At 32.5% G+C, this 24,951-nt stretch carries 24 protein-coding genes and 1 riboswitch; of the genes, 14 read left to right on the plus strand and 10 right to left on the minus strand.

From position 1 onward, the window contains the following. The first annotated feature begins 143 nt into the window (after positions 1–143). The 10 genes from KA893_RS00195 (at position 144) to lysA (ending at position 11,614) form a co-directional block, all read left to right on the plus strand. On the plus strand, positions 144–1,748 hold the full coding sequence (locus KA893_RS00195) for an ABC-F family ATP-binding cassette domain-containing protein (protein WP_002483328.1): 1,605 nt from the start codon (positions 144–146) through the stop codon (positions 1,746–1,748). 220 nt (positions 1,749–1,968) lie between these two features. Beyond that, on the plus strand, positions 1,969–2,799 hold the full coding sequence (locus KA893_RS00200; RefSeq protein ID WP_002483327.1) for an aldo/keto reductase: 831 nt from the start codon (positions 1,969–1,971) through the stop codon (positions 2,797–2,799). Between the two features lie 180 nt (positions 2,800–2,979). Continuing rightward, positions 2,980–3,158, plus strand: a riboswitch (Lysine riboswitch). An 82-nt stretch (positions 3,159–3,240) separates the two neighbouring features. Continuing rightward, positions 3,241–4,449 carry an aspartate kinase gene (locus tag KA893_RS00205; protein WP_164548945.1) on the plus strand — a complete coding sequence of 403 codons (1,209 nt, stop codon included), beginning with the start codon at positions 3,241–3,243 and terminating at the stop codon, positions 4,447–4,449. A gap of 50 nt (positions 4,450–4,499) precedes the next feature. Then, entirely contained in the window at positions 4,500–5,489 is a 990-nt protein-coding gene (locus KA893_RS00210; RefSeq protein WP_002483325.1) for an aspartate-semialdehyde dehydrogenase, read from the plus strand. A 1-nt stretch (position 5,490) separates the two neighbouring features. Continuing rightward, positions 5,491–6,378: a 4-hydroxy-tetrahydrodipicolinate synthase gene (gene dapA / locus KA893_RS00215; RefSeq protein WP_002483324.1), complete on the plus strand. Its 888-nt coding sequence runs from the start codon at positions 5,491–5,493 to the stop codon at positions 6,376–6,378. Continuing rightward, positions 6,375–7,097: a 4-hydroxy-tetrahydrodipicolinate reductase gene (gene dapB, locus KA893_RS00220; RefSeq protein WP_002483323.1), complete on the plus strand. Its 723-nt coding sequence runs from the start codon at positions 6,375–6,377 to the stop codon at positions 7,095–7,097. Before dapA ends, dapB begins: the two co-directional genes overlap by 4 nt. A 22-nt stretch (positions 7,098–7,119) precedes the next feature. Continuing rightward, complete coding sequence (gene dapD, locus KA893_RS00225; protein ID WP_210125490.1) at positions 7,120–7,839, plus strand: 2,3,4,5-tetrahydropyridine-2,6-dicarboxylate N-acetyltransferase; 720 nt, start codon at positions 7,120–7,122, stop codon at positions 7,837–7,839. Positions 7,840–8,117: 278 nt separating this feature from the next. Further along, on the plus strand, positions 8,118–9,275 hold the full coding sequence (locus KA893_RS00230) for a M20 metallopeptidase family protein (protein ID WP_210125491.1): 1,158 nt from the start codon (positions 8,118–8,120) through the stop codon (positions 9,273–9,275). Next, the gene (locus KA893_RS00235; protein WP_069821982.1) at positions 9,272–10,345 is read left to right on the plus strand and encodes an alanine racemase; all 1,074 of its coding nucleotides are present in this window, start codon (positions 9,272–9,274) and stop codon (positions 10,343–10,345) included. Before KA893_RS00230 ends, KA893_RS00235 begins: the two co-directional genes overlap by 4 nt. 3 nt (positions 10,346–10,348) lie before the next feature. Further along, positions 10,349–11,614 (plus strand): diaminopimelate decarboxylase, encoded by a 1,266-nt coding sequence (lysA, locus tag KA893_RS00240; protein ID WP_069821983.1) that lies wholly within the window; start codon positions 10,349–10,351, stop codon positions 11,612–11,614. Between the two features lie 341 nt (positions 11,615–11,955). Here lysA and cspA read toward each other — a convergent pair whose 3' ends face one another. Continuing rightward, positions 11,956–12,156: a cold shock protein CspA gene (gene cspA, locus KA893_RS00245; RefSeq protein ID WP_001831260.1), complete on the minus strand. Its 201-nt coding sequence runs from the start codon at positions 12,154–12,156 to the stop codon at positions 11,956–11,958. 187 nt (positions 12,157–12,343) lie between these two features. Then, on the minus strand, positions 12,344–12,652 hold the full coding sequence (gene msaA, locus KA893_RS00250) for a regulatory protein MsaA (RefSeq protein WP_002483318.1): 309 nt from the start codon (positions 12,650–12,652) through the stop codon (positions 12,344–12,346). A gap of 347 nt (positions 12,653–12,999) precedes the next feature. Between msaA and KA893_RS00255 the strand changes: the two genes are divergently transcribed. The 3 genes from KA893_RS00255 to KA893_RS00265 are packed head-to-tail and all read left to right on the plus strand — an operon-like array spanning position 13,000 to position 15,071. Continuing rightward, the gene (locus KA893_RS00255; protein WP_037538434.1) at positions 13,000–13,269 is read left to right on the plus strand and encodes an acylphosphatase; all 270 of its coding nucleotides are present in this window, start codon (positions 13,000–13,002) and stop codon (positions 13,267–13,269) included. 13 nt (positions 13,270–13,282) lie between these two features. Next, positions 13,283–13,903 (plus strand): 5-bromo-4-chloroindolyl phosphate hydrolysis family protein, encoded by a 621-nt coding sequence (locus KA893_RS00260; protein ID WP_002483316.1) that lies wholly within the window; start codon positions 13,283–13,285, stop codon positions 13,901–13,903. 34 nt (positions 13,904–13,937) lie between these two features. Continuing rightward, positions 13,938–15,071, plus strand: a complete 1,134-nt coding sequence (locus tag KA893_RS00265; protein ID WP_002483315.1) for a toxic anion resistance protein — start codon at positions 13,938–13,940, stop codon at positions 15,069–15,071. A 49-nt stretch (positions 15,072–15,120) separates the two neighbouring features. Here the strand turns inward: KA893_RS00265 and KA893_RS00270 are convergent, their stop codons facing one another. The 6 genes from KA893_RS00270 to KA893_RS00295 all read right to left on the minus strand — a co-directional run bounded on the left by KA893_RS00270 (position 15,121) and on the right by KA893_RS00295 (position 22,328). Continuing rightward, a complete protein-coding gene (locus tag KA893_RS00270; RefSeq protein ID WP_069821984.1) occupies positions 15,121–16,752 on the minus strand; it encodes a BCCT family transporter in 1,632 nt (543 codons plus the stop codon). Positions 16,753–16,980: 228 nt separating this feature from the next. Beyond that, the gene (brnQ3, locus tag KA893_RS00275) at positions 16,981–18,324 is read right to left on the minus strand and encodes a branched-chain amino acid-like transporter carrier protein BrnQ3 (RefSeq protein ID WP_002483313.1); all 1,344 of its coding nucleotides are present in this window, start codon (positions 18,322–18,324) and stop codon (positions 16,981–16,983) included. Positions 18,325–18,446: 122 nt separating this feature from the next. Next, positions 18,447–20,339, minus strand: coding sequence for a vWA domain-containing protein (locus tag KA893_RS00280; protein ID WP_210125499.1), 1,893 nt, complete (start codon positions 20,337–20,339; stop codon positions 18,447–18,449). 12 nt (positions 20,340–20,351) lie between these two features. Beyond that, positions 20,352–21,143: an ATP-binding protein gene (locus tag KA893_RS00285; RefSeq protein ID WP_069821986.1), complete on the minus strand. Its 792-nt coding sequence runs from the start codon at positions 21,141–21,143 to the stop codon at positions 20,352–20,354. A gap of 154 nt (positions 21,144–21,297) precedes the next feature. Further along, positions 21,298–21,501: a DUF6501 family protein gene (locus tag KA893_RS00290; RefSeq protein ID WP_194375698.1), complete on the minus strand. Its 204-nt coding sequence runs from the start codon at positions 21,499–21,501 to the stop codon at positions 21,298–21,300. Positions 21,502–21,515: 14 nt separating this feature from the next. Then, positions 21,516–22,328 carry a VOC family protein gene (locus tag KA893_RS00295; protein WP_069821987.1) on the minus strand — a complete coding sequence of 271 codons (813 nt, stop codon included), beginning with the start codon at positions 22,326–22,328 and terminating at the stop codon, positions 21,516–21,518. A gap of 217 nt (positions 22,329–22,545) precedes the next feature. Here KA893_RS00295 and KA893_RS00300 point away from each other — a divergent pair, with 217 nt between their 5' ends. Continuing rightward, a complete protein-coding gene (locus tag KA893_RS00300) occupies positions 22,546–22,746 on the plus strand; it encodes a hypothetical protein (RefSeq protein WP_002483308.1) in 201 nt (66 codons plus the stop codon). 814 nt (positions 22,747–23,560) lie between these two features. On the opposite strand, the gene KA893_RS00305 is transcribed toward KA893_RS00300, so the two are convergent. Further along, the gene (locus KA893_RS00305) at positions 23,561–24,376 is read right to left on the minus strand and encodes an ATP-binding cassette domain-containing protein (RefSeq protein ID WP_081326474.1); all 816 of its coding nucleotides are present in this window, start codon (positions 24,374–24,376) and stop codon (positions 23,561–23,563) included. 11 nt (positions 24,377–24,387) lie between these two features. After that, positions 24,388–24,945, minus strand: a complete 558-nt coding sequence (locus KA893_RS00310) for a dihydrofolate reductase family protein (protein ID WP_002483305.1) — start codon at positions 24,943–24,945, stop codon at positions 24,388–24,390. Positions 24,946–24,951 lie beyond the last annotated feature (6 nt).

Consider the following 24,951-nt stretch of genomic DNA (forward strand, 5'->3'; position numbering starts at 1 on the left):
CTTTTCTCCTTCGTTCATAAAATTTATTCTTCTATATTATAACATGCTATAGGAAAACAAGCATCAGTCTAGCGCGAAAGGTCGAAAGTGCAAGATAAGTGTGTTATAATTTGTGCGGTAGATTAACGAAAAGGAGTAAATGCATGTTACAAGTTACTGATGTAAGTTTACGATTTGGCGATCGTAAGCTATTTGAAGATGTAAATATTAAATTTACAGATGGCAATTGCTATGGTTTGATAGGTGCAAATGGTGCAGGTAAATCAACGTTCTTGAAAATTTTATCTGGAGAATTAGATGCACAAACTGGTCATGTTTCAATGGGGAAAAATGAACGTTTAGCAGTATTAAAACAAGATCATTTTGCATTTGAAGATGAACGTGTTATAGATGTTGTTATTAAAGGTCACGAACGTTTGTATGCTGTTATGAAAGAAAAAGATGAGATCTATATGAAACCTGATTTCAGCGATGAAGATGGTATTAGAGCAGCAGAATTAGAAGGCGAATTTGCAGAAATGGATGGATGGAATGCAGAAGCAGATGCTGGTTCCCTACTATCTGGTCTTGGTATAAAAGCAGATTTACAAGATAAAACAATGTCAGAATTAGAAAATAATCAAAAAGTTAAAGTCTTATTGGCTCAAAGTCTTTTTGGTAAACCAGACGTATTGCTACTAGATGAGCCTACCAATGGTTTAGATATCCCTGCAATTAGTTGGTTAGAAGATTTCTTAATTAATTTTGAAAATACAGTTATTGTAGTTTCTCATGACAGACACTTTTTAAATAACGTATGTACTCACATTGCCGATTTAGATTATGGGAAAATTAAAGTTTACGTTGGTAACTATGATTTTTGGTATCAATCTAGTGAATTAGCAATGAAAATGGCACAAGATCAAAATAAGAAAAAAGAAGAAAAAATCAAAGAATTACAAGATTTCGTTGCGCGTTTCTCTGCAAATGCTTCAAAATCAAAACAAGCAACAAGTCGTAAGAAACAACTTGAAAAAATCGAACTCGATGATATTCAACCTTCATCGCGTCGTTACCCATTTGTTAAATTCACTCCAGAACGTGAAATTGGGAATGACTTATTGTTTGTAGAAAACCTTTCAAAAACAATTGATGGTGTTAAAGTTCTAGACAATATTTCATTTACAATGGATCCTAATGATAAAGCTGTATTAATTGGAGATAGTGAATTTGCTAAATCAACATTATTGAAAATCTTAGCTGGTGAGATGGAACCAGATGAAGGTTCAGTAAGATGGGGTGTCACAACTTCACGTAGTTACTTCCCTAAAGATAACTCTGACTACTTTGAAGGTGTAGACATGAATCTAGTAGATTGGTTACGTCAGTATGCACCGGAAGACGAACAAACTGAAACATTCTTACGTGGCTTCTTAGGACGTATGCTATTTAGTGGTGAAGAAGTTAAGAAAAAAGCAAGTGTGCTTTCAGGTGGAGAAAAAGTACGTTGTATGCTAAGTAAAATGATGCTATCAAGTGCAAACGTGCTATTGTTAGACGAACCAACAAACCATTTAGATTTAGAAAGTATTACTGCGGTAAATGATGGATTAAAGAACTTCAAAGGTTCAATCATCTTTACGTCATATGATTTTGAATTTATTAACACAATCGCGAACCGTGTTATTGATTTAAATCCTGCTGGTGCAGTTTCAAAAGAGATTTCTTATGAAGCCTATTTAGAAGAAACTGGTGTATTAGCTAAATAATTGTAATCATATTTAAGCGTCTAAGACATAAATAAATGTTTTAGACGCTTTTTTCATATCATAACCTAATTATTGTAGTTATGACATCACATTTTTGAAAATAGACTTTTGTCACGTTTTTTTATTCCCCTACTTTAAAAAGAGGTATAGGCCGATTGCTTTAAAAAGCATTTTCACAATTATATAATCATAATTAATTAACTGTAGGAGGAATGTTTAAATGAAAAATTTAAATATGATTGACGGTCAAGTATTACCTCAAATTGGATTTGGTACATATAAGCTTAATGGTGCGCATGGTGCACACGCAATAACGAATGCATTAAATCAAGGATATCGCTTGTTAGATACAGCATATAATTATGAAAACGAAGGTACTGTGGGCAAAGCGATTGACAATAGTCATGTGACAAGAGATCAAGTTATCATTACTTCAAAATTACCAGGTCGTTATCAAGATTATGATGCAGCTATGGTTGCGATTCAAGAATCAATCTATCGTTTAGGTGTTGAGTATTTAGATTTATACTTAATCCACTGGCCTAATCCTAAACAAGGCAAGTATGTAGAAGCATGGCAAGCAATGATAGATGCGCAAAAAGCTGGCTTGATAAAATCTATTGGTGTTTGTAATTTCTTACCAGAACATATTGAAAATTTAGAAAAAGAAACAGGTGTGTTGCCTGTAGTTAATCAAATTGAACTGCATCCCTATTTTAATCAGCAGGACATGATTGAATATCATAATCAAAAAGGCATCATTACACAAGCCTGGAGTCCTTTAGGTCGTGCATCTGAGGTGATTAAGGATAAAGATATTGCTGTTATAGCAGAAAAATATAATAAAACAATCCCTCAAATCATTTTAAAATGGCATGTACAAAATGGTATTGTCCCTATTCCTAAATCAACATCGATTGCGCGACAAATTCAAAATAAAGATATATTTGATTTTACTTTAGAACAACAAGATATTGATAAAATTAATAGTCTGACACAGCAAGATGGCCGACTAAAAGGTCAAGATCCGGCATCGTACGAGGAATTTTAAAAGAATCATCATTTTGTGTTTTAAAAAAGCAACACCTCAAAAAGATATCATTTTACACTCTTGAGGTAAAAAACACTCCTTAAATGTCATATTTTTCAGTAAATTTAAAAAATTAAAGAAAAGCGGTTTACAGTACATGTAAGCCTATGTATAATGTGAAACATAAACAAAAATTTAATAAGGTTTTGATGAGGCGCATCAATCATTAGTAAAGATTAGAAGAATCTGACTGCTAGCAGCTAATTTTGAAAGGGTGAGATGCCGAAACGGTTATAATAGCAGCTTATAACATGTTGGACTTTATGGTTAAGAGCTAAGAGTCTGTCATTATTTTAAGATAATGGAGTGCATCACTTGTATATATAATATAGAACAGGTTCGCATTTCGGACTTGTTCTTTTTTTATATAACTGTGATTCTCCCCTATTCAACGAGGAGGATATGAATTTGGAAAGAAGTGTTTTGAAATTTGGTGGTTCTTCAGTTAGTGATTTTACTAAAATTAAAAATATAGCTGAGATGTTAAGTTTGAGAATTGCACAAGGAGAACAACTTATTGTCGTAGTAAGTGCTATGGGTAAAACGACCGATGAGTTAATGGCAAATGTATCTACATTAACCACTAGTCCAAAGGATCAAGAATTAGCGCTATTACTCACAACTGGTGAACAACAAACCGTTTCATACTTATCGATGGTTTTGAATGACATTGGCGTTCGAGCTAAAGCTATGACAGGTTATCAAGCTGGTATCAAAACGGTTGGGCACCATTTGAAAAGTCGTATAGCTGAAATTAATCCTGAAACATTTGAACAAGCATTTGAAGAAAATGACGTGCTTGTTGTGGCTGGTTTCCAAGGTGTTAATGATGATTTAGAAGTAACGACTTTAGGACGTGGAGGTTCTGATACGACTGCTGTTGCATTAGCTGCGAGTAATCATACGCCTTGTGAAATTTATACAGATGTGGATGGTGTTTATGCTACAGATCCTCGCCTATATAAAGATGCGAAGCGACTCGATTATGTATCGTATGAAGAAATGATGGAAATGAGTGCTTTAGGTGCAGGCGTATTAGAAACAAGAAGTGTTGAATTAGCAAATAATTATAACATTCCCCTATATTTAGGTAGAACTTTATCAAATGTGAAAGGAACATGGATTATGCCACAAACAGAAATTTTAGAAAAGAAAGCCGTCACAGGTGTTGCATTAGATACACATATGATGCATGTTACAATTAGTTACCCCTTACCAGATAATAAATTACTCACAAAATTATTCAGTCAATTAGAAGATGGTTCTGTAAATGTAGATATGATATCTCAAATTGTTAATTTAGAAGGCTTACAAATGTCTTTTACAATTAAAGATACGGATGTTGCACAAATTTCATCTATACTGGAAACTTTAAAAGAAGACTTTAGTGCCTTGGACTTCAGAATTAATGAAGAATACGTTAAAATTTCTTTAATAGGTTCAGGTATGAGAGATATGTCTGGTGTAGCTTCAAAAGCATTTATTACTTTAATTGAAAATGATATCTCATTTTATCAAACGACAACATCGGAAATTAGTATTTCATGTGTCATCGATGCTGAAAACGGTGAACGTGCTGTACAGACTTTATATCAAGCTTTTGATATCTGAATTTTCAAAACTTTTTAAAATCAACTAATAAAAAATGGAGTGTTTTGTATATGACTAGATTAGCTATTGCAGGTGCAACAGGATTAGTAGGAAGAAAAATGTTAGAAACAGTAGATAGAAAAGGCATTGCCTTTGATGAGTTAGTATTATTCTCTTCAGCGCGATCAGCGGGAGAACAAATTGAATTTCAAGGTAAAACATACACAGTACGTGAATTGACTGATGAAGCAGCTAGCGAACCTTTTGATTATGTATTAATGAGTGCGGGTGGTAGTACAAGTGAACATTATTCCCCTATTTTCGAACAAGCAGGAGCTATCGTGATTGACAACTCTAGTCAATGGAGAATGACTGAAGGTATTGATTTAATAGTACCAGAAGTGAATGAACCTAAATTAGATAGAAAAATCATTGCCAATCCAAACTGTTCTACGATTCAATCTGTCGTGCCACTTAAACCATTACAAGAAGCATTTGGATTAAAACGTGTTGCATATACAACTTATCAAGCAGTATCTGGTTCAGGAGTGAAAGGTAAACAAGATTTAGCTGAAGGAGCAAATGGTAAAGCGCCAGAGGCATACCCTCACCCTATTTATAATAATGTGTTACCACATATAGATACTTTTCTCGAAGATGGGTATACAAAAGAAGAACAAAAAATGATTGATGAAACACGTAAAATTTTACAAGATGATCATTTAAAGGTAACAGCTACTTGCGTCCGTGTACCTGTACAAGACAGTCATAGTGTACACATGAGTGTAACATTAGAAAAAGAAGCAACAGTTTCAGCCATTCAAGAGTTATTTGAAAAAGATGATCGTGTTGTACTTGTAGATAATCCTCAAAACAATGAATATCCATTAGCAATTCATTCAACTGGTAGAGATGAAATCTTTGTTGGACGCATTCGTCGTGACGATAGCTTAGACAATACTTTCCATGTATGGTGTACTTCTGACAACTTATTAAAAGGTGCAGCATTAAATGCAGTACAAATACTTGAACAAGTTATGAGCTTGAAAGGAGTAAAATAATATGGGACATATATTTGAAGGTGTAGGTGTTGCACTAGCAACGCCATTTACACACAATGAAGTTGACTTTGATGCATTGAGAAGACATGTGAAATATTTACTAGATAATAATGCCAAATCAATCGTAGTCAATGGTACTACAGCTGAGAATCCAACATTAACTGATGAAGAGAAGGATCAAATTTTAGAAGTCGTTGTCAATGTTGTTGATGGTCGTGTGCCTGTCATTGCAGGTACTGGTACGAATAATACTCAAAAGTCTATTCAAGCTTCTGTGCGTGCAAGAGAAATTGGTGCTGATGCGATTATGCTTATTACACCATACTATAACAAGACAAATCAAAGAGGTTTAATTGCCCACTTTACAACAATTGCAGATGCAGTGAAATTGCCTGTTGTATTATATAATGTACCGTCACGTACTAATATGACAATCGATGCAGAAACAGTGGAAACTTTAAGTGAAAATGAGTATATCGTTGCATTAAAAGATGCGACAAATGATTTTGATTACTTAGAAGACTTAAAACAACGCCTTAATTTAGATGAGTTTGCTTTATATAGTGGCAACGACGATAATATTGTTGATTATTTCAATCAAGGTGGTCACGGTGTTATCTCGGTGGTTGCCAATGTTATTCCAAATGCTTTCCAATCTTTATATGATGCAAAACAAAATGACGAAAACATACAGTCTCAATTCCAGCCTATTCAAACGTTATTAGATGCGTTAGCAGTAGATGTTAACCCTATTCCTGTAAAAGCATTAACAGCAGTTGAAGGATTTGGTAACTATGAAGTACGCTTACCACTTGTTACACTTGAAGACAGTGATCGCCAAAAATTAGAACAAGCTTACGAACAATTTAAAGCAGGTGGAAATTCATGAAGATTTTATTAATTGGATATGGTGCTATGAATCAACGCGTAGCAAGGTTAGCAGAAGAGAAAAATCACGAAATCGTTGGGGTTATTGTGAGAAACAGTGAAAAGCACTATCCCTACCCTACTTTTGAACATATTTCAGAGGCTACAGAAGCGGATGTTGCTATTGACTTTTCAAATCCTGAACTACTCTTACCATTATTAGAAGAAGACTTTAATTTACCAGTTGTCATTGCTACAACGGGTGAGAAAGAACAAATCATAGATAAATTAAAAGCGTTGAGTACAGATATGCCAGTGTTTTTCAGTGCGAATATGAGTTATGGTGTACATGCACTTACAAAAATCTTAGAAGCAGCTGTACCGCTCTTGCAAGATTTTGATATTGAACTTACAGAAGCACATCATAATAAAAAAGTTGATGCACCGAGTGGTACATTAGTGAAATTATATGATGTTATTGAGTCTTTACGTGAGACTACAACGCCTGTATATGATAGACATGAAACGACTGAAAAACGTACCCAAGATGAAATAGGTATTCATTCTATTCGTGGCGGCACGATTGTTGGAGAACATGATGTGCTTTTTGCAGGTACGGATGAAACAATTGAAATTACACACCGCGCACAATCTAAAGATATATTTGCCAACGGTGCGATTGGCGCAGCAGAAAAACTAGTACAAAATAAAAATGGTTATTATACATTTGATAACTTATAAACCCTAAGGAGCGAATTTAATTATGATACAACATTTAACGGCAGAAGAAATTATTCAATATATAAGTGATGCAAAAAAATCTACACCATTAAAAGTCTACATCAATGGTGATTTTGAAAACATTACTTTCCCATGTGATTTTAAAGTATTTGGTTCATCTGATTCCAAAGTTATTTTTTGTGAAGCAGATGATTGGAAACCATTTTATGAGTCTAATCAATCAGTTATTGATGAAATTGAAGTTGAAATGGATCGACGCAACTCAGCTATTCCATTGAAAGATTTAACAAATACGAATGCACGTATTGAACCTGGTGCATTTATTCGTGAACAAGCCATTATTGAAGATGGTGCTGTAATCATGATGGGTGCAACAATTAATATTGGTGCTGTTGTTGGAGAAGGCACAATGGTTGATATGAATGCTACATTAGGCGGACGTGCTACAACAGGTAAAAATGTACATGTCGGTGCTGGTTCAGTTTTAGCTGGTGTAATCGAACCACCAAGTGCTTCACCTGTTATTATTGAAGATGACGTACTTATTGGTGCTAATGCAGTCATTCTTGAAGGTGTGCGTGTCGGTGCCGGTGCCATTGTCGCTGCTGGTGCCATTGTTACTCAAGATGTACCCGCAGGCGCAGTTGTAGCTGGTACGCCAGCAAAAGTGATTAAACAAACAACTGAAGTCGAAGATTCAAAACGTGAAATCGTTTCGGCACTAAGAAAATTAAACGACTAGAGTACTAAGTATATAAACTTATACAAGTTATATATTACCGTATGTATTTTACACAAAATGATACGGAATTATTTTGTTGAATATAGGAGGTTTAGACGAGACAATATTTATTTTACTATGATGTCTCCCCTTATCTATTGCTAAGTGTTAAACTACGCTTTGTTTCGATAAGTTTGTCTATCCTCCTATTTTTATAAATTAAATACATAATACATAGCAAACTAACAATTATGCTTATTTAGTGTAATTAATATAATAATTTAAAGGATTTGATATCGATGACTGAGTTGGAATTTGTAACAGAACATAGACGTTATTTACATAAGCATCCAGAATTAAGTTTACATGAATATGAAACAACAAAGTATATTGCGCATTTTTTAGATGATTTAGGTGTGCCATATGAGCGTCCATTAGATACAGGCGTTATCGCCTATTTATCTGGAAATAGTACACATACGATTGCATATCGTGCTGATATAGATGCATTACCGATTTACGAAGAAAATGACGTATCCTACCGAAGTGAAGTAGATCATGTTATGCATGCTTGTGGACATGATGGCCATACAACTGCCCTTATGCTATTTGTTAAACGATGTAAAAATTTAGCTGATAAGGGCGAACTTCCTCAAAATATCGTCTTCATATTTCAACCTGCAGAAGAAACTGGAGGTGGCGCGAATCGTTTAATACGTGCTGGTGCATTTGAAAAATATCCTATTGAAGCAGTTTTTGGTATACATGTCATGCCATTTGAAAATGAAGGCCGTGTTGTGATTAGAGATGAAGAAATTACAGCAAGTGCTACAGAGTATAGATTCTATTTGCATGGTCTTTCAAGTCATGTTGCTGATAAAGAGCAAGGGCATTCATGCGGTGAGGCATTACAACATGTATTGACTCAAGTAGGACAGATACAGCAATATCATTTAAATGGATTGAAACGAAACATTGTCCATATGGGACATTTTGAAGCTGGTGAAGCCATAAATACGGTTCCAAGTAACGGCTATTTAGAAGGTACTATTAGAACATATGATGTGAAAGATTTAGAGATTGTAAAACAGCAAATGACGAAAATTAGTGAAAGCGTTAAATTATTATTTAATGTCGAGTGTGAAGTGAAATTTGAAGAAGGTTACCCTCCTACTTTTAATGATCCTCAATTACGCAAACATGTTGAAAATGGATTAGTAAATGCTGAGTTTGAAGTGATTGATAAACCTATACCTTACTTATTTGGTGAAGACTTTAGTTTCTATAGTCAAATTGCACCAAGCTATTTTGTATTTGTTGGAGTTCGAGATGAAGCAAAAGGATACGTGACTGGTTTACACACTTCTCATTTAAACTTTAATGAATCTATATTAATACGTATTGCAGATTACTATGAACAAATACTCAAATCTTATAGTGAGGTACAATCGCAATGACAGCCACATGGTCAGTAAACCGACAATTATTTAAAGAAAACGCTAAAAATGTTAAACAAGATAACCAAATAATGGCAGTAGTAAAAAATAATGCGTACCATTATGGACTTGAATTTGCAGTAGAACAGTTTTTAGATATAGGGATAAATACATTTAGTACCACATCACTTAAAGAAGCAATTCGAATTCGCAAATTAGCGCCAAATGCTACTATATTTTTGATGAATGCAGTTTATGAATTTGATAAGATACGTGAGAATCAGATTCAAATGACTTTGCCTTCCCTTTCTTTTTATTATGAAAATATTAACGAATTATATGACATACAAGTTCACTTGGAATATGAAAATTTATTACATCGTTCAGGTTTAAAGACACTTGATGAAATTAAAGAAGTCATTCACCATCATAATCAGAATAAAAATGAACATAAAATGCACATTAGTGGTTTGTGGACGCATTTTGGATACGCAGATGAATTTGATGTTCCAGATTATAATATAGAGCGTGCCGCGTGGTTAGAGATTGTAGATACGCTACTTGATGAAGGATATGAATTTGAGATGATACATGCACAGAATAGTGCAAGCTACTATCGTGAGCAAGGTGTATTACCTAACCATACGCATGCGCGTATTGGTATTGCATTGTATGGTTCTAGACCCTATAGTACAATCAATGAATCAGACATACAGCAATCGCTAACAGTTAAAGGTAATGTCATACAAGTGCGTGAAGTCAATGCGGGAGAATTTTGTGGTTACAGTTTTGCTTTTGAAGCGACAAAAAATAACACAAAATTGGCAGTCGTTGATGTTGGTTATGGTGATGGTATACTCAAAGCAAGAGCACAACATGAGGCTTTGATAAATCATAAGCGCTACCCTATTCGTGCGCTTATGATGAGTCATATGTTTGTAGAAGTTGATGACAGTGTCAATGCACAAGATGAAGTGATACTATATAATAACCATATACGTGTCGATGAATTTACTTTTAAAGGCGTTGGCGCTAATTCAGAACAATTAAGTGCAATGAATCACGACTCATTAATAAAGGAGTATAGATAAATTATGGTAGTAGAATATAATAGCAATGGCGAACTTACAATGGGAGGCACAAGTCTAAAAACGATAGCGCAAAGTTTTGGGACCCCTACTTTTGTATATGATGAAGTACAAATTAGAAACCAAATGAGACGTTATCATGAAGCGTTCAAACAAAGTGGATTAGCATACAATATTTCATATGCATCAAAAGCATTCACATGTTTACAAATGGTTAAATTAGTACAAGAAGAAGGACTTGAATTAGATGTAGTGTCTGAAGGAGAATTATATACAGCATTAGAAGCTGGTTTCGATCCAAAACATATTCATTTTCACGGTAACAACAAAACAAAACATGAAATTCAATATGCTTTAGAAAGCAAAGTTGGTTACATTGTTATTGATTCATTAGAGGAAATCGATCTGATTGAGCGATATGCAAGTGAAGAAATTGATGTTGTTTTAAGATTGAATCCTGGCGTTGAAGCCCATACGCATGAATTTATACAAACAGGCCAAGAAGATAGTAAATTTGGCTTATCAATTAAGCACGGCTTAGCTATTCAAGGTATTGAAAAAGTGCGAGATACTCAAAAATTAAACCTCAAAGGTGTTCATTTCCATGTTGGATCTCAAATTGAAGGCACAGAGGCTATGGTTGAAACTGCTAATATTGTGATTAATTGGTTGAAAGCAAATGATATCAAAGTTGATTTAATTAACTTAGGCGGTGGCTTTAGCATTAAATATGTTGAGGGTGATGTAAGTTTCCCTATCGAAGAAGGCATCGCAGAGATTACTGCTGCTATTAAATCAATTGCCGAAGATGCAGATTATCCGGTACCAGAGATTGGTATCGAACCAGGTCGTTCAATTGTTGGTGAAGCAGGTATTACTTTATATGAAGTTGGAACAATCAAGGAAATTCCTCAGGTCAATAAGTATGTTTCCATTGATGGTGGTATGAGCGACCATATTAGAACAGCGCTTTATGATGCAAAATACGAGGCCTTATTAGTTAATAGAAATGATCCTAAAGACGAAACAGTAACAATCGCTGGTAAGTTATGTGAATCTGGCGATATTATCATAAAAGATGCCCAATTACCAAGCACAGTGAAGCGTGGAGATTATCTAGCGATACTTTCAACTGGTGCATACCATTATTCTATGGCATCTAATTATAATCAAATGCAGAAACCGTCTGTGTTTTTCTTAAAAGATGGTAAAGCAAGAGAAGTTATTAAACGTCAATCATTACGTCAATTAATTATCAATGATACTAAATAATCCAAAGGTGGCTGTGTCTCTGAAAAGGCGCTCAGTCACCTTTTATTGTCCTATAGTGTAGATATATGCATTAAGATATTAGATAAAGTATATAGTGGTATACATGCAGTTTCGCATGCATTAAGAGCCCCTAATCTCATAAAGAGATAAGGGATAAAGTGGTATACATGCGGTTTCGCATGCATTAAGAGCCCCTAATCTCATAAAGAGATAAGGGATAAAGTGGTATACATGCAGTTTCGCATGCATTAAGAGCCCCTAATCTCATAAAGAGATAAGGGGCTCTATAAAAAAAAGAACCTTTAACAAGGTTCTTTAGATAAGTCAATATTGCATCTATATTATAGTTTTACAACGTTTGCAGCTTGAGGACCGCGGTCGCCTTCAACTACTTCAAATTCAACTGATTGACCTTCTTCTAATGATTTATAACCTTCTTGGTTAATTGCTGAGAAGTGTACGAATACGTCGTTTTCTCCTTCAACTTCGATAAAACCAAAACCTTTTTCAGCGTTAAACCATTTTACTGTACCTTGTTTCATAAATGTGAAACCTCCAAGACTAATATTCATTCAATATGCGTTATTCGCATATTACAAAAAATACAATGACACAGTATTATAAAAAATTACTCGTACAATATTCTTTGCAATATGGAATAAAACAATTGCTTGACTAATATTATAAAGCATTTTTTAGTAAATTGCAAGACTAATATGAATAAACTGTTTATTCAATATTAGGTAAATTATAATAAACTTCATTATTATTTAAAACAATATAACTATAGAATATTTGTAAATCTTCATCACAATCTTCACAAAATCCTAATTCACAATTATTATAAAATGCATGTATATTGTATTTGCCGACTAAGTAATTATCATAGTGGCGTTTACTTTTTAAAATTAAAGCATTATAAAAAGCCATCATTGCTTCATAAGTCTCGAAATTATGCTGTTCCACGATTTGATCAGTCCAGTCACTAAATAACCACCAGCCTTCATAATCAGCTCGAATTTTTGCAACTGTCCACATTTTATTTCACCCTTTCACAATTAGTCTAAAATGAATTTTTGGTATTATAATGCATACCTTTTAGACTTATAGTGCAAATTGGATATACATATGTATGTTGTATGATACATTCACTCTAAATAAAAATCCCCCATGTTTATAAATAGAATATGAATAAGACTAAATATAGAATTCATTATTTAAATTCAGAGACGTACAATTTTTGCCTATGTGTAATATTCTAACGAGTTAAGCGACAAAATCAAGTTATCTGTCTCATACTTTTGGCCTATATACAACTGGATTATAAACGTAAATATTAGTTTTGTAGAGTGAAATTTCGTATAATGTTATTAAGAGGTGATTTTATGCAACGTAAACATATTAAAGTATTTGGAATGGTACAAGGCGTAGGTTTTCGTTATTATACAGAAAAAATAGCACAAAAACACAATATAGTTGGTACTGTTGAAAATATTGATAATTATGTTGATATTTATGCTCAAGGTAATGAGCCATCCTTAACTGAATTTATTAACGCTGTTACAGAAGGTGCCTCTCCAGCATCACATGTTGAAGATTACACAATAGAAGCATTAGATTATGATCAATCATTGAAAAAATTTAGAACGATATAAAGGAAGATGAATTTTGAGATATAATATTTCTCGTATTTTTGGGACAATTATTGCTTTACCAGCAGCAGTTATTGCTTGGTTTGCTAGTATCTTTGCATTAGATATATATTTTATTTTCGATGTGTTAGTAGCTGCTGCAACATTTATTGTATTTTACTTTCCTACCCAACGTTTAACTTCTAGAAAGTATCTAAGAGAAATTGGTTTGTCTCGTCGAGATTATCATTTTGTAAATGGTCAATTAAATAATGCTCAGGATAAAATTAGAAGAATATTTAAAACATTTGTGAATGTTAGATCGATTAAAGATTTTAAACAAGTCAACGAGATATATCGTTTATCCCGTGCAATATATTTTGCTGTTAAACAGCGACCAGGGTCATTTTTCAAGGTGGAGAGTTTCTTTTACTCTCATATAGATAATGCTTTAAATTTAATTGAAGCTTATACGAGATTATCTAAATCACCTAAAAAATCTAAAGAAGAAAAACAAAAATTAGAACAAACGCGCATCACATTAGATGAAGTGAAACGAACTTTGGTTGCTGATTTAAGAAGGATTAATGACGAAGATTATAGCCAGCTAGATATTGAAATGGAATTGAATAAAATTGAGCAGAAACGCAACAAATAAATAGATAATTAAAGGCAGAATGGAGTGGAATTTTATGGCTAGAGAGCAAGACTCAATTAATTCGCATCCATTGGATAAGTATATTGATGAAAACTCAGCAAATGGGTCTGAAATTATAAAAAGTTCAAGTCAGTTTTCTCATGAAGATCAACAAAAAATTGATAAATTGAGCAAACAAATTAAACCAATGGATAATGATGGTTTGTTAAATTATGGTACCGAAGCGCAATCGAATATGTCACAATTCTCACACCGAATTTTAAATGAAGTCAAAACTACAGATGTGGGACCTGTAGGTGACTCATTAAACGGATTAATGAGTAAATTAAAATCGGTCAATCCAGAAGAATTAAATCCGGAAAACCAATCCAAGCTGAAGCGTATTTTTAAACGAACAAAGGCATCAGTTAATGAGATATTTTCAAAAATGCAATCTGTCGGTTCACAAATTGATCGTATCTCAATTGAACTAGATAAACATAAAAACAATTTAAAAAAAGATATAGATATGTTGGATGAATTGTATGATATGAATAAAGACTATTTTGATGAGTTATCATTATATATAGAAGCTGCTAAACACAAGCAATACGTTTTGCAACAAGATGAAATCCCTAAATTGAGAGAACAAGCGAAATCTACGGGAAATCAAATGGATGTGCAAGCTGCTTCTGATATGGAACAATTTGTTGATCGTTTAGATAAGCGTATTTATGATTTACAACTATCAAGACAAATTGCTATACAAACTGCCCCACAAATACGAATGATACAAAATGTGAATCAAGCACTTGCAGAAAAAATTCAAAGTTCAATATTAACGAGTATTCCATTATGGAAGAATCAAATGTCTATCGCACTGACATTAATGAGACAACGTAATGCGGTTTCTGCTCAAAAAGCAGTTACGGATACTACAAATGATTTATTACTAAAAAATTCCGAGCTGTTGAAACAAAATGCTCTAGCAACTGCTACTGAAAATGAGCGCGGAGTTGTGGATATTGAAACATTGAAAACAACGCAAAAAGATATCATTGAAACGATTGAACAAACGTTACAAATTCAAGAACAAGGCCGTACGAAACGTAAACAGGCTGAATCAGAATTAAATGAACTTGAAACAGAATTACAAAATCAATTGTTAGATATGAAAGAAAATAAATAATTAAGTATATAAAAACACGGAATTACTGTGATAAGTAATTCCGTGTTTTTTAGTGCTTATTATCTGAAGATCTTTCTTCTAAAATGTTATCTTTAGTATGATCTTGTTTATTTTCAGTAGTGATTTTTTGTTCAACAGCTAATTTATGCGCAATTTTTGGTGCTGTCCATATAGCCGGTAACATAATGATTGATATGGGAACGGCGGTGATGATGATAAATGATTGAATAGCGTTAATACTACCCTCACCAATATTTATCAAGATAATAGAAATAACACCCATAATGACTACCCAGAAGAGCCTAATCATTTTAGGTGGATCTCCCTCTCCAGTTACTGACATAGATATTGAGAATGACATCGTATCCGCAGTTGTGATTACGAAAATTAAAGTTAGTAATAATAATACAATGACCAGTGCAGTACCTAATGGTAGATGTGATGCGATTGATATAACTGCTGCTGGCAGTCCATTATCAGCTAACGGGTTACTAATCGCCCCACTATCTTTAGTTTCGTAAAAGAGGCCACTACCACCAAGTATGGAGAACCATAAGTGCGACACAACAGCAGCTACTATAGAAACGAGTAAGAATATCTCTCTGATTGTACGCCCTTTTGAAACACGTGCAACTAACATGCCCATTAATGGCCCGTAACCAATAAACCAGCCGAAAAAGAATAACATCCATGCTCCAGCCCATTTGTCATCTCCTCTGAATGTACTAATTTCTAAAAAGTGAGTAAGATATACGCCGTAAGAAGAAATGAATGTATCAATAATAAAACGGCCAGGCCCTATTAATAAAATAAATACGGCAAGTGCTAAAGCAAGCCATACATTAAGTTTACTTAAAAACTGTATCCCTTTATCAATACCTGTCGTGGCAGAAATTGTAACAACGACCATTAAACCAGCTACAGATAAAATTTGGGTGATAATATTATCTGGGATACCAAATATACTATGTAACCAATAACTAAATTGGAAACCAAAGAAGCCGATTGTGCCAATTGTACCTGCAACTGCACCTAAAATACAAAATACATCGATCATCCATCCAATTTTATTCTTTTCAATTTTACTTCCAAAGATTGGATACAACAGCGTACGTGGACGCATTTTCATGTTTTTATTGTAGTGTGCATACATAATAATAATGCCACTGACTGCACCATAAACTGCCCATGCTGTGAATCCCCAGGATGTAAAGCTTTGTGCCATGGCAGCCGGAATGGCTTGAGTACTGCTATTTTTAATATTTGGATCCATTGTTGGCGGTACATCTATAAAATAATACATTGGTTCCGCTGCTGCCCAAAAAATCGCACCAGCTCCTAAACCAGATGTTATTACAATAGCAGCCCATCTGAAATAACCCATTTCAGGTTTAGAGGCATTACCTAATCTTACGCGTCCGTATTTGGAAAAAGCTAAAAATGCTCCAACAGCAAAAGTAGCTAGCAGTAAAACTTGCCAAAAAGCACCAAAATATGTAATTGAAAGCTGAAATCCTTTTTGAACTAATGTTGATGTTGTCTTAGTGAATATTGATGACATCAGTACAAATAAGACAAGTATGCCCCCGCTTATTAAAAATACTGGCCAATCTAGTTTTTCTTTCCATTGAGAATATTTAATATTATTCGACTCCTCTATGTTACGTGTTTTCTTTTTCAAACGATTTACATTGCTTTAGACCAAAATGTTAAAAAGTTTAATTATGACGAAACACTTTAAGTAAAGAGTATAGCTTACTTTTGAAAAGTAATCAATTGGGCATTTAAAATAATTTGATTCTATAATTATAAAAATATTTAAAAATAGCTTTATAATAGTAAAAGAAGATTCCGAAAATAATTGGAATCTTCTTTGAAAATTTATATTTTGTTTTAGAGATGATTATAGTTATTCTTTTTCATACACAATCGGTTTTTGTTTTTTAACCATTGCCGCTACAATATATCCAATAATTGTAGTTACAATCGCGATTGGGAACCATTCTAATGAATATGATTTTAACGGTAAACTATCAATGAAGCTTAATTTTATCCAACCTTGTGTATGGATCACACTGAGGATTGATACAATAGAAACGATAGCGACTGGTATTTGTTGTGCAATGGGTTTTGTTGGTACAAAACGAGCTAATAAAATAAGTAGTACGGATGTAATCGCAATAGGATAAACAATACTCAATACAGGTACAGACATTGTAATGACAGAGTTTAAGCCTTGATTAGCTAAGATAAAACTAATTAATGTGAAAATAATTACGTAAATTTTGTATGAAATTCTTGGGAAAATTCTATGGAAATACTCTGATACTGCTACGACTAAACCACAAGCTGTAGTTAAACAAGCAAGAGCAACAATAATGCCTAATAAATATTTACCAAAAGTTCCAAATCCAACACTTGCCATTGTAGTTAATAAATAGGTACCGATATTTTGATCATTTGCAGTCAAACTCGCGATTTTTTCTTGAGAAACTGCCATATGATTGCCGATGTAGCCTAATGATATGTAAATAAACATAAGTGCTACGGCAGCAATAATACCAGCCATCAATGTTTGTTTGAATATTTTATTTGCATGTGTGACACCCGTTGCTTTTACTGCATTTACAACAATCATTGAAAAAGCAATCGCAGCAATCGCATCCATTGTTAAATATCCGTTCGTAAATCCTTGTGAAAAACCACTGAAGTTTGATGTGAAAGCATCAGTTGCTTGGCTATGTGAATTACTACCGTAATCAACGAATCCTTTAACAATCATTGCTAAGATAGTGATCAATAGTAACGGTGTTAATAATGATCCAATTCGATCAACCATTCTGCTAGGATTAATACATAAATATAAAACAATTAAGAAATAAATAACTGTGAAAATAAATAGTGCTAAATTACTATTCGTATTTGCTATTGGCGTAACTGTCATTTCGAATGAAGTAGATGCAGTACGTGGAATTGCAAATAGTGGTCCGATTGTAAGATATATAATAATTAAGAATATGATTGAAAATTTAGGTGAAATTTTATTTAATGAACCAATGTAACCTTGTTTATCCAATGCACCTACAATAACACCTAACAGAGGTAATCCAATACCTGTTAATGCAAATGCGAGTATGGATGGCCAGAAATATTGCCCACTGTCTAAGCCTAAGTTTGGTGGAAAAATGAGGTTCCCTGCACCAAAAAACATTGCAAATAGTGTGAAACCTATAATCCATGTATTTTTATTCATATGTCGTTCTCCTTCTAACCAATAAAATAATATTATCTATTCTATCATGTTTGATTAGATAACGTCTATATAAATTTCAGAATATTTAAAAATATAAAAGCCATTTATAACTATTTGTTTTATTAAAAAGACTTTAACAACAGTTTTTTTAATAATGGTGACAATTGTGCAGGTAAATTTTCAACACCTTCAACAAATAAAGCATATTGACCATAGATATTATGGATTGTTTGTTCAATGTCTTCTGTAATAGGTTCTTGACTAAGGAAAACATTAAACACTTCGATACCCATTTTACGAGACATCTCAACAGCTTCATAAGTATCTAAGATACCATCTTGACTATAATTATAGGCAGACGGTTCACCATCTGAAAATACAATTAAAAATCTTTGATTATGTGAGCGACGCATTAGACGCTCACTTCCAACTCTAATAGCGACACCGTCCCTATTATCATCTTGGGGTTCAAGCGCCATAATTCTTGGCCCATCTTTTTCTAATGTTGAATGATCATAAGAAATGATTTCATCAATAATATTTGGTTGGTTAGCATCGTCAGCATCAAAGGCATCTTCATTAAAGGCTAGAATCTCGTGTTTGACATTTAAAGGTTTTAAGGTTTCATGAAAAAGGACAACCCCTTTGATTGTTTCTTCCATTTTATCTTGCATACTTGCTGAAGCATCAATAAGTAGCATGAAAGTAGCATCGAAAGATTGACTTAAGTCTTGTTTTTTATAGAATAATTTGTATTGGTCATCAATGAACCAATTTAATAAATTCTTTTGCAGTCTGCCTTTAGTTAAATTATGTCGCTCATCAACATGTTCTCTGTCTATGGTCTTCTGGATGATTTGTATTAAATCTTTTATTTCAAATTGAACATCTGATTCAACGTTTTTGTATGCTTGTACATATTGTGGTTCAATATCTGGTATATTCCATTTAATTTCAACTCGCTCATTGATGCCTTTTAATGCAAAAGCTTGATTATGTCCGACTGAACCGCCCTCATCGTCATCGATTTGATTATTGGTTAGGCCTTTCCCTTTTTTGGTTTGCATGTCAGTCATGTCATCGCTTGCATCACCTTCGCGTGCGTTATCATTGTCCCCCATGACTTCACTATTTTCACCTTCATGTAATTCCATTTCTAAATAGGCACCACCTTGAGAAGCACTATCTTGATGGTTAGATTCCATGTCTTCACTAACTGTATTGTCATCACTTTGCTCTTCTGATTTGCCATCTGAATTACTGGCATCAGTTCTTGTTAAGTCTTCGAATTTGAGTGCCTCAATCGCTTCGTATACTTTTTTAGGTAAGTGATAATACTCATTTAACATATCTTCTTTTAATATGTCATCAATTTGATACATGATTCTTTCTGCTAAATACATATTGTCTTCAGACGATTGATTATAGAAAAAATTATGCAAATACATATACATATTGTTTAAAATATCGTCAATATGTGGATGGATTTGAGGAATATCATAAAAATTTTCAGTTATAAAAGATGCTTCTAAATGTAAAAATAGTAAGTCAGTGAAAGTGGTTTTAGTTTTATATACTTTAATTTGTGTTTTCGTATAATTTAACCGTACCTCTTTACGCATTTGAATAGCGGGTTGAATCGATGGACGTTGTCTTGCAATGGCATTTAAAATACGTTGATCTTCAAGTAATTTGAATAGTTGCTGGAAAAATTTTGGATGTTGAAATGTTGTATTATGAATCACTTCATTAACGATTTGTTCATCCATCATTTGATAACCATAAGCAGCAAGCATGACATCGGTCTTCAATCCTGTAGTTTCTATTGCTGTATCTCTATGTGACCAAAATGAACTTGTAATTAGGGTATTGTTTATTGGATCATAATATGGAAATTTTTGTATTTTTACTTGTGTTTGATCATTTTTTAATAAAAGTCGGGCTAAATCTTGAAGCATCATGACTTGCTTAGCGTCTAATTGTTCATCATTAAATTTTATAAAACGATCACTCATGATTATCCCTCACTAAAAATTTAATTCTACTGCATTTAAAATAGCTTGTTGCTCACGTTCATCTTCTAGTTTGTCTATAATTGTACGTTGTATTGCACGTTCGATAGGCATAATCGTAGCTAAATCACTTAGATCTATTAATGCTCTTATACTTGCCGCTTCTTCAGAAATTTGACCTTGTTTTGTCATTGTACGCAAATCTTCATTGAATTTAATGATTTTTTGAATCATTATGTCATCACTGAGTTGGCTTTGTTGTTTGATTACATCACTCAAAATATCTCCATCAATATAATCTACTTGAATAACAACGAAACGGTTTTTTAATGCTTCATTCATTGGTAATGTACCAATATAACCTACGTTGATAGCTGCGATCACATTAAATCCAGGTGCTGCATTAACGACTTCACCTGTAAATGGATTAGTTAATTTTCTACGATAATCTAATACACCATTTAATATAGGTAACGTTTCGGGTTTGGCCATATTAATTTCATCTATATAAAGAATATGACCTTCCTTCATAGCTTTTATGACGGGCCCATCAATAAATACTATTTCTTGTGACCCATTTTCGTCTGTTTGTATTGTTTTAAACCCGAGAAGACTTTCTGCATCTAAATCAACGGAACAATTAATTTGGTGCATAGGTCTATTCATTGTCTCACTTAATGTTTCAGCTAATTTTGTTTTTCCTGATCCAGTCGGTCCTTTTAGTAATATATTTTTATTAAGTTGCATTAATGATTGCGCATCATTGAATACAGTTTCATCTCTATTAATATAATTGGTATTTGCCATCACTTTATAATCTCCTTTTTAAAATGGATAAAATAGTTAGTTTTTCAATCAATAAAAATAGACTGGGGCATGAATCGTTAATCGTTCGTTTGCCCTAGTCTTATTAGAAAAATATTATAAATACGCAAACAGTGTTCTGCGTACAGTGCTCAGTTTAAACTTCTTTAAAATAATCTTTATAATAACCACCGACAAGTCCAGAGTTATCTATAATTTGATAATATTCTTCAGTTTCATTGATAACATCATACTGCTTACCAATTGTTAATATATCAGAAACAGTAAATTTTTGTGCATCTGTATGTACGACTTCTACTTTCTTTATAGGTGTATTATTTTTCCAAGTTTCATGTAACATAATATATACCTCGCTTATTCTTTGATTTCTAATGTTAATATGAAAGTGATACCACTTTTTTCACTAATTCTAAGAGATTTTTCGCCATCTTGATCTAATGATTGATAAGGAATGCCTATAGATTCTAGTTGTTGTAATGCATTCTGGAACTGTGCCTTAGACTCTGTAGCGAATTCAATTTGTTCAACGATACCATGTTCAGGCATTTTAATCTCTTCGGAGGAAGCATATAAATGCAATTCTCCACCTAAACCACCTTCTCCTATACGAAATACTTGTACTTTATAATCCGCATCTGGATGTGGTGCATATTCAGCAAAGTGTGTTAAACCGAATACTTTATCTAAAATAGATTGAGTTAATAATAATTCATTGACCTTAAGTAAAACAGGACCTAACCCTTGAATTTGATGTAGTGGGTTAACAGTGCTATCAAATGTAGGCATACCTAAAGGTGCACCTATATTATGTTCATTTGAATAAATATTAAAAGACTGATTATTTTGATCTTGAAATTCAAAATACTTATGTCCATTCAAATCTGTTACTTCACTATGCTCAATATGATGCTGATCTAATATGGTTTTATACTCATCTAGACCTTCATCACTTGGAATTCTCAAACCAATATTTTCAATATGATTATCATCATTTTGATATTTTGGAATTTCTACAAAATGAATACGTGTCCCAGAAGTGAGTTCAGCGTCTCCAAAACGTAAAGCATTGCCTTTATCAGCAACATTTAATCCAAGTATGTCTTTAAATAAAGTCTTAGTTTTTTCTAAATTATCTGTCCCGGTTGTTACACTTCTTAGACCATTCATTATATTAACCCCTTTATTTATCACTTTTCAATTTATTATAACGTATTTTTAATGTGATTAATATGATGATGTTTGTTAGTAAAGAACGTTTTATGAATTTTTAAGATTATACATTGGACGTTTTTAAAATATGTATTAATATAGATATATAACGTATTTAAAATTTTTAATGAAAGATTAAAAAATAGATGAAATATGATATATAGGAGGTAGAAATATGACTGGTGTATGGATTGTTTTTGCAATAACGGTACTTATTGCTGTTTATTCTGGCATCACTTTCTTTTCTAATTTAAATAGTAAAGCGAAACAAAAAAATGCCAACGCTAAAAGTGTTAAGAAGAATAATATATATGGCATAGTATTCTTGGTCTTTTTAATTATTGCCATTATAGAATTATTTGTATATATAGCGTAAATACTTAAATTTCATATTGTTAAATTAAGGCTTAGCTTTATGAAATTGATTAAGCATGAAAATAGCCCATCGATTACTTGTTTAAGTGAGCGATGGGCTATTTTCATTCTAGTATTTTTTTTTATATAAATATATTAAGGGGCAAAAAGCAATAAATTGGTAAGCAAATGAAATTAACACTAGTACAAGAAAGTTAAGGTCATATATTTGTATTGAATCCTCTGTTAAATAAGATAATAAATTATTGATCGGTGGTAGTATCCATAATATCCAATTTGTAAAAGGAAGGTTATTAACAATTATTATTTTGATTAATGACACAATAATGAAAAATACAGTAATCAGCCACCAGTAAGGTTTAAAAATAATATTTGTATTTGTTATGTAAGTACCTAACAAAATACCAAATCCCCCCATAAGTATGTGGATGATTAATCCTATGAAAAATAAATTGAGTGTCATTGATTTATCAAAATTACCAAGTAATATTGGATAAAATAGAGATATGATGTTTAGCGTAAATACTATAAGAAATATGTAAGTCATTTTAAAAATTAAATACTTGAGTTTTGAAGATAATTGAATATAAAATACATACCGTTCATTAATAGAATCAGTTTTGAAATTAGTTATAGTCAGCCAAGTTGAAATGATATAGAGGCCTACTGAAGTCGATCCATAACTAGATAAAATAGGAATGTCTGTGTATATATAAATACCAACGACCCAGATTAAATATAAAAATATAGGTGCAATGAATTGAAATGATTTAATAAATTTAATATTTTCATATTTTAAAAATGTTAGTAACATACTACTCGTCCTTCACTTCTAGTATTTTATAATTATGCTTGATTAAGTTATTCAAAATAATATTTGTATCATTTCTATCTATGTATATTTTTATTGAATTATTATTAATATTAATTTGATTATGTATTTTCTGAACTAATACTTGAGGAAAACTGATAGATGCATTTTTAGAAGTCAAAAATGTAATAGCTTTAAATTTAGGGTTTGTATTTATTGTCTTAAATTTGCCGTTATGCAAATTTAATTCATGTGTTGCAAATGATTGAACGATATTGCTTTCATGAGAAGTCAAAATAATTGTTTTTGTTTTTGACAGTTTTTTTAATAAAGAAATAAAGTTACTCTCTGTTTTTTTATCCAAGCCATTAAATGGTTCATCAAAAATAAGTATTTCTCCATTTGATAACAATGCTTGTATGATATTTATTTTTTGCAATGTCCCTTTTGAAATTTGGTTTAATTTATCTTTTTCAAATGAAGATAAATTAAATGATTTACTATAATATTTCCAATTATGGTCATAGTTATTATTTAAGTTTTGTATCGTTTCTAAAAATGTATGGACTTTTATTTTTAAATTATTTGGAAATTTATCAGGCGCATAGGCAATACGACCGTTAGTCTGAATCTTACCTTTTGTTGGTCGTATTAATTGTGCTATTAATTTTAATGTAACACTTTTTCCTATACCGTTGTCGCCCTTGATTAACGTAATGGAACCTTTTGGTATTTTAAAAGAAAGATTAGAAACAATATATTTATTATTAAGCTTTAAGGAAACATTTTTCGCATTGACTGCTACATTCAAACTTATCATTCCTTTTTATATTAATCTTTACTATATATCAATTGAACAACACCACTTTTAAATGTGTTTGTTTGTATGTGTGATAGATTAAGTTGTTTATGGATATTTTCAAAGAGTGGTTTACCTGTCCCTAGTACAACGGGATGGATGGATAGCCGATATTCATCTATGAGGTCGTGTTTAATAAATGACGTAATGAGCTCCGAACCACCATACAACCATATATCTTTTTGTTGTTGTGATTTGATGTCATTCACTGTTGTATACATGTCCTTAGGTTTAATAAATTGTGTTTGGTCATGGTTGAAACGTGTTTGGTTGGTAAATACATATTTATTTTTGCTATGAATTAATTGCCACATCAATTGATCATCGTTTTCTTGTTCATCATCAGGCGTATACGATCCCCATAAGTCATAGCTTTTACGACCATAAATGATAGCGTCAATTTGGTTTAAAAATGCAGTGAAATTCATCTCAGGCTCCATGATACACCAATCAATTTCTCCATTTGGTCCTTCAATAAAACCATCTAAAGTAACAGCTAAATCTAATATGATTTTGGAGTTGTTATTCATGTAAAC

The sequence above is a fragment of the Staphylococcus sp. GDY8P126P genome, from assembly GCF_017891965.1.
Lineage (GTDB): Bacteria > Bacillota > Bacilli > Staphylococcales > Staphylococcaceae > Staphylococcus > Staphylococcus saprophyticus.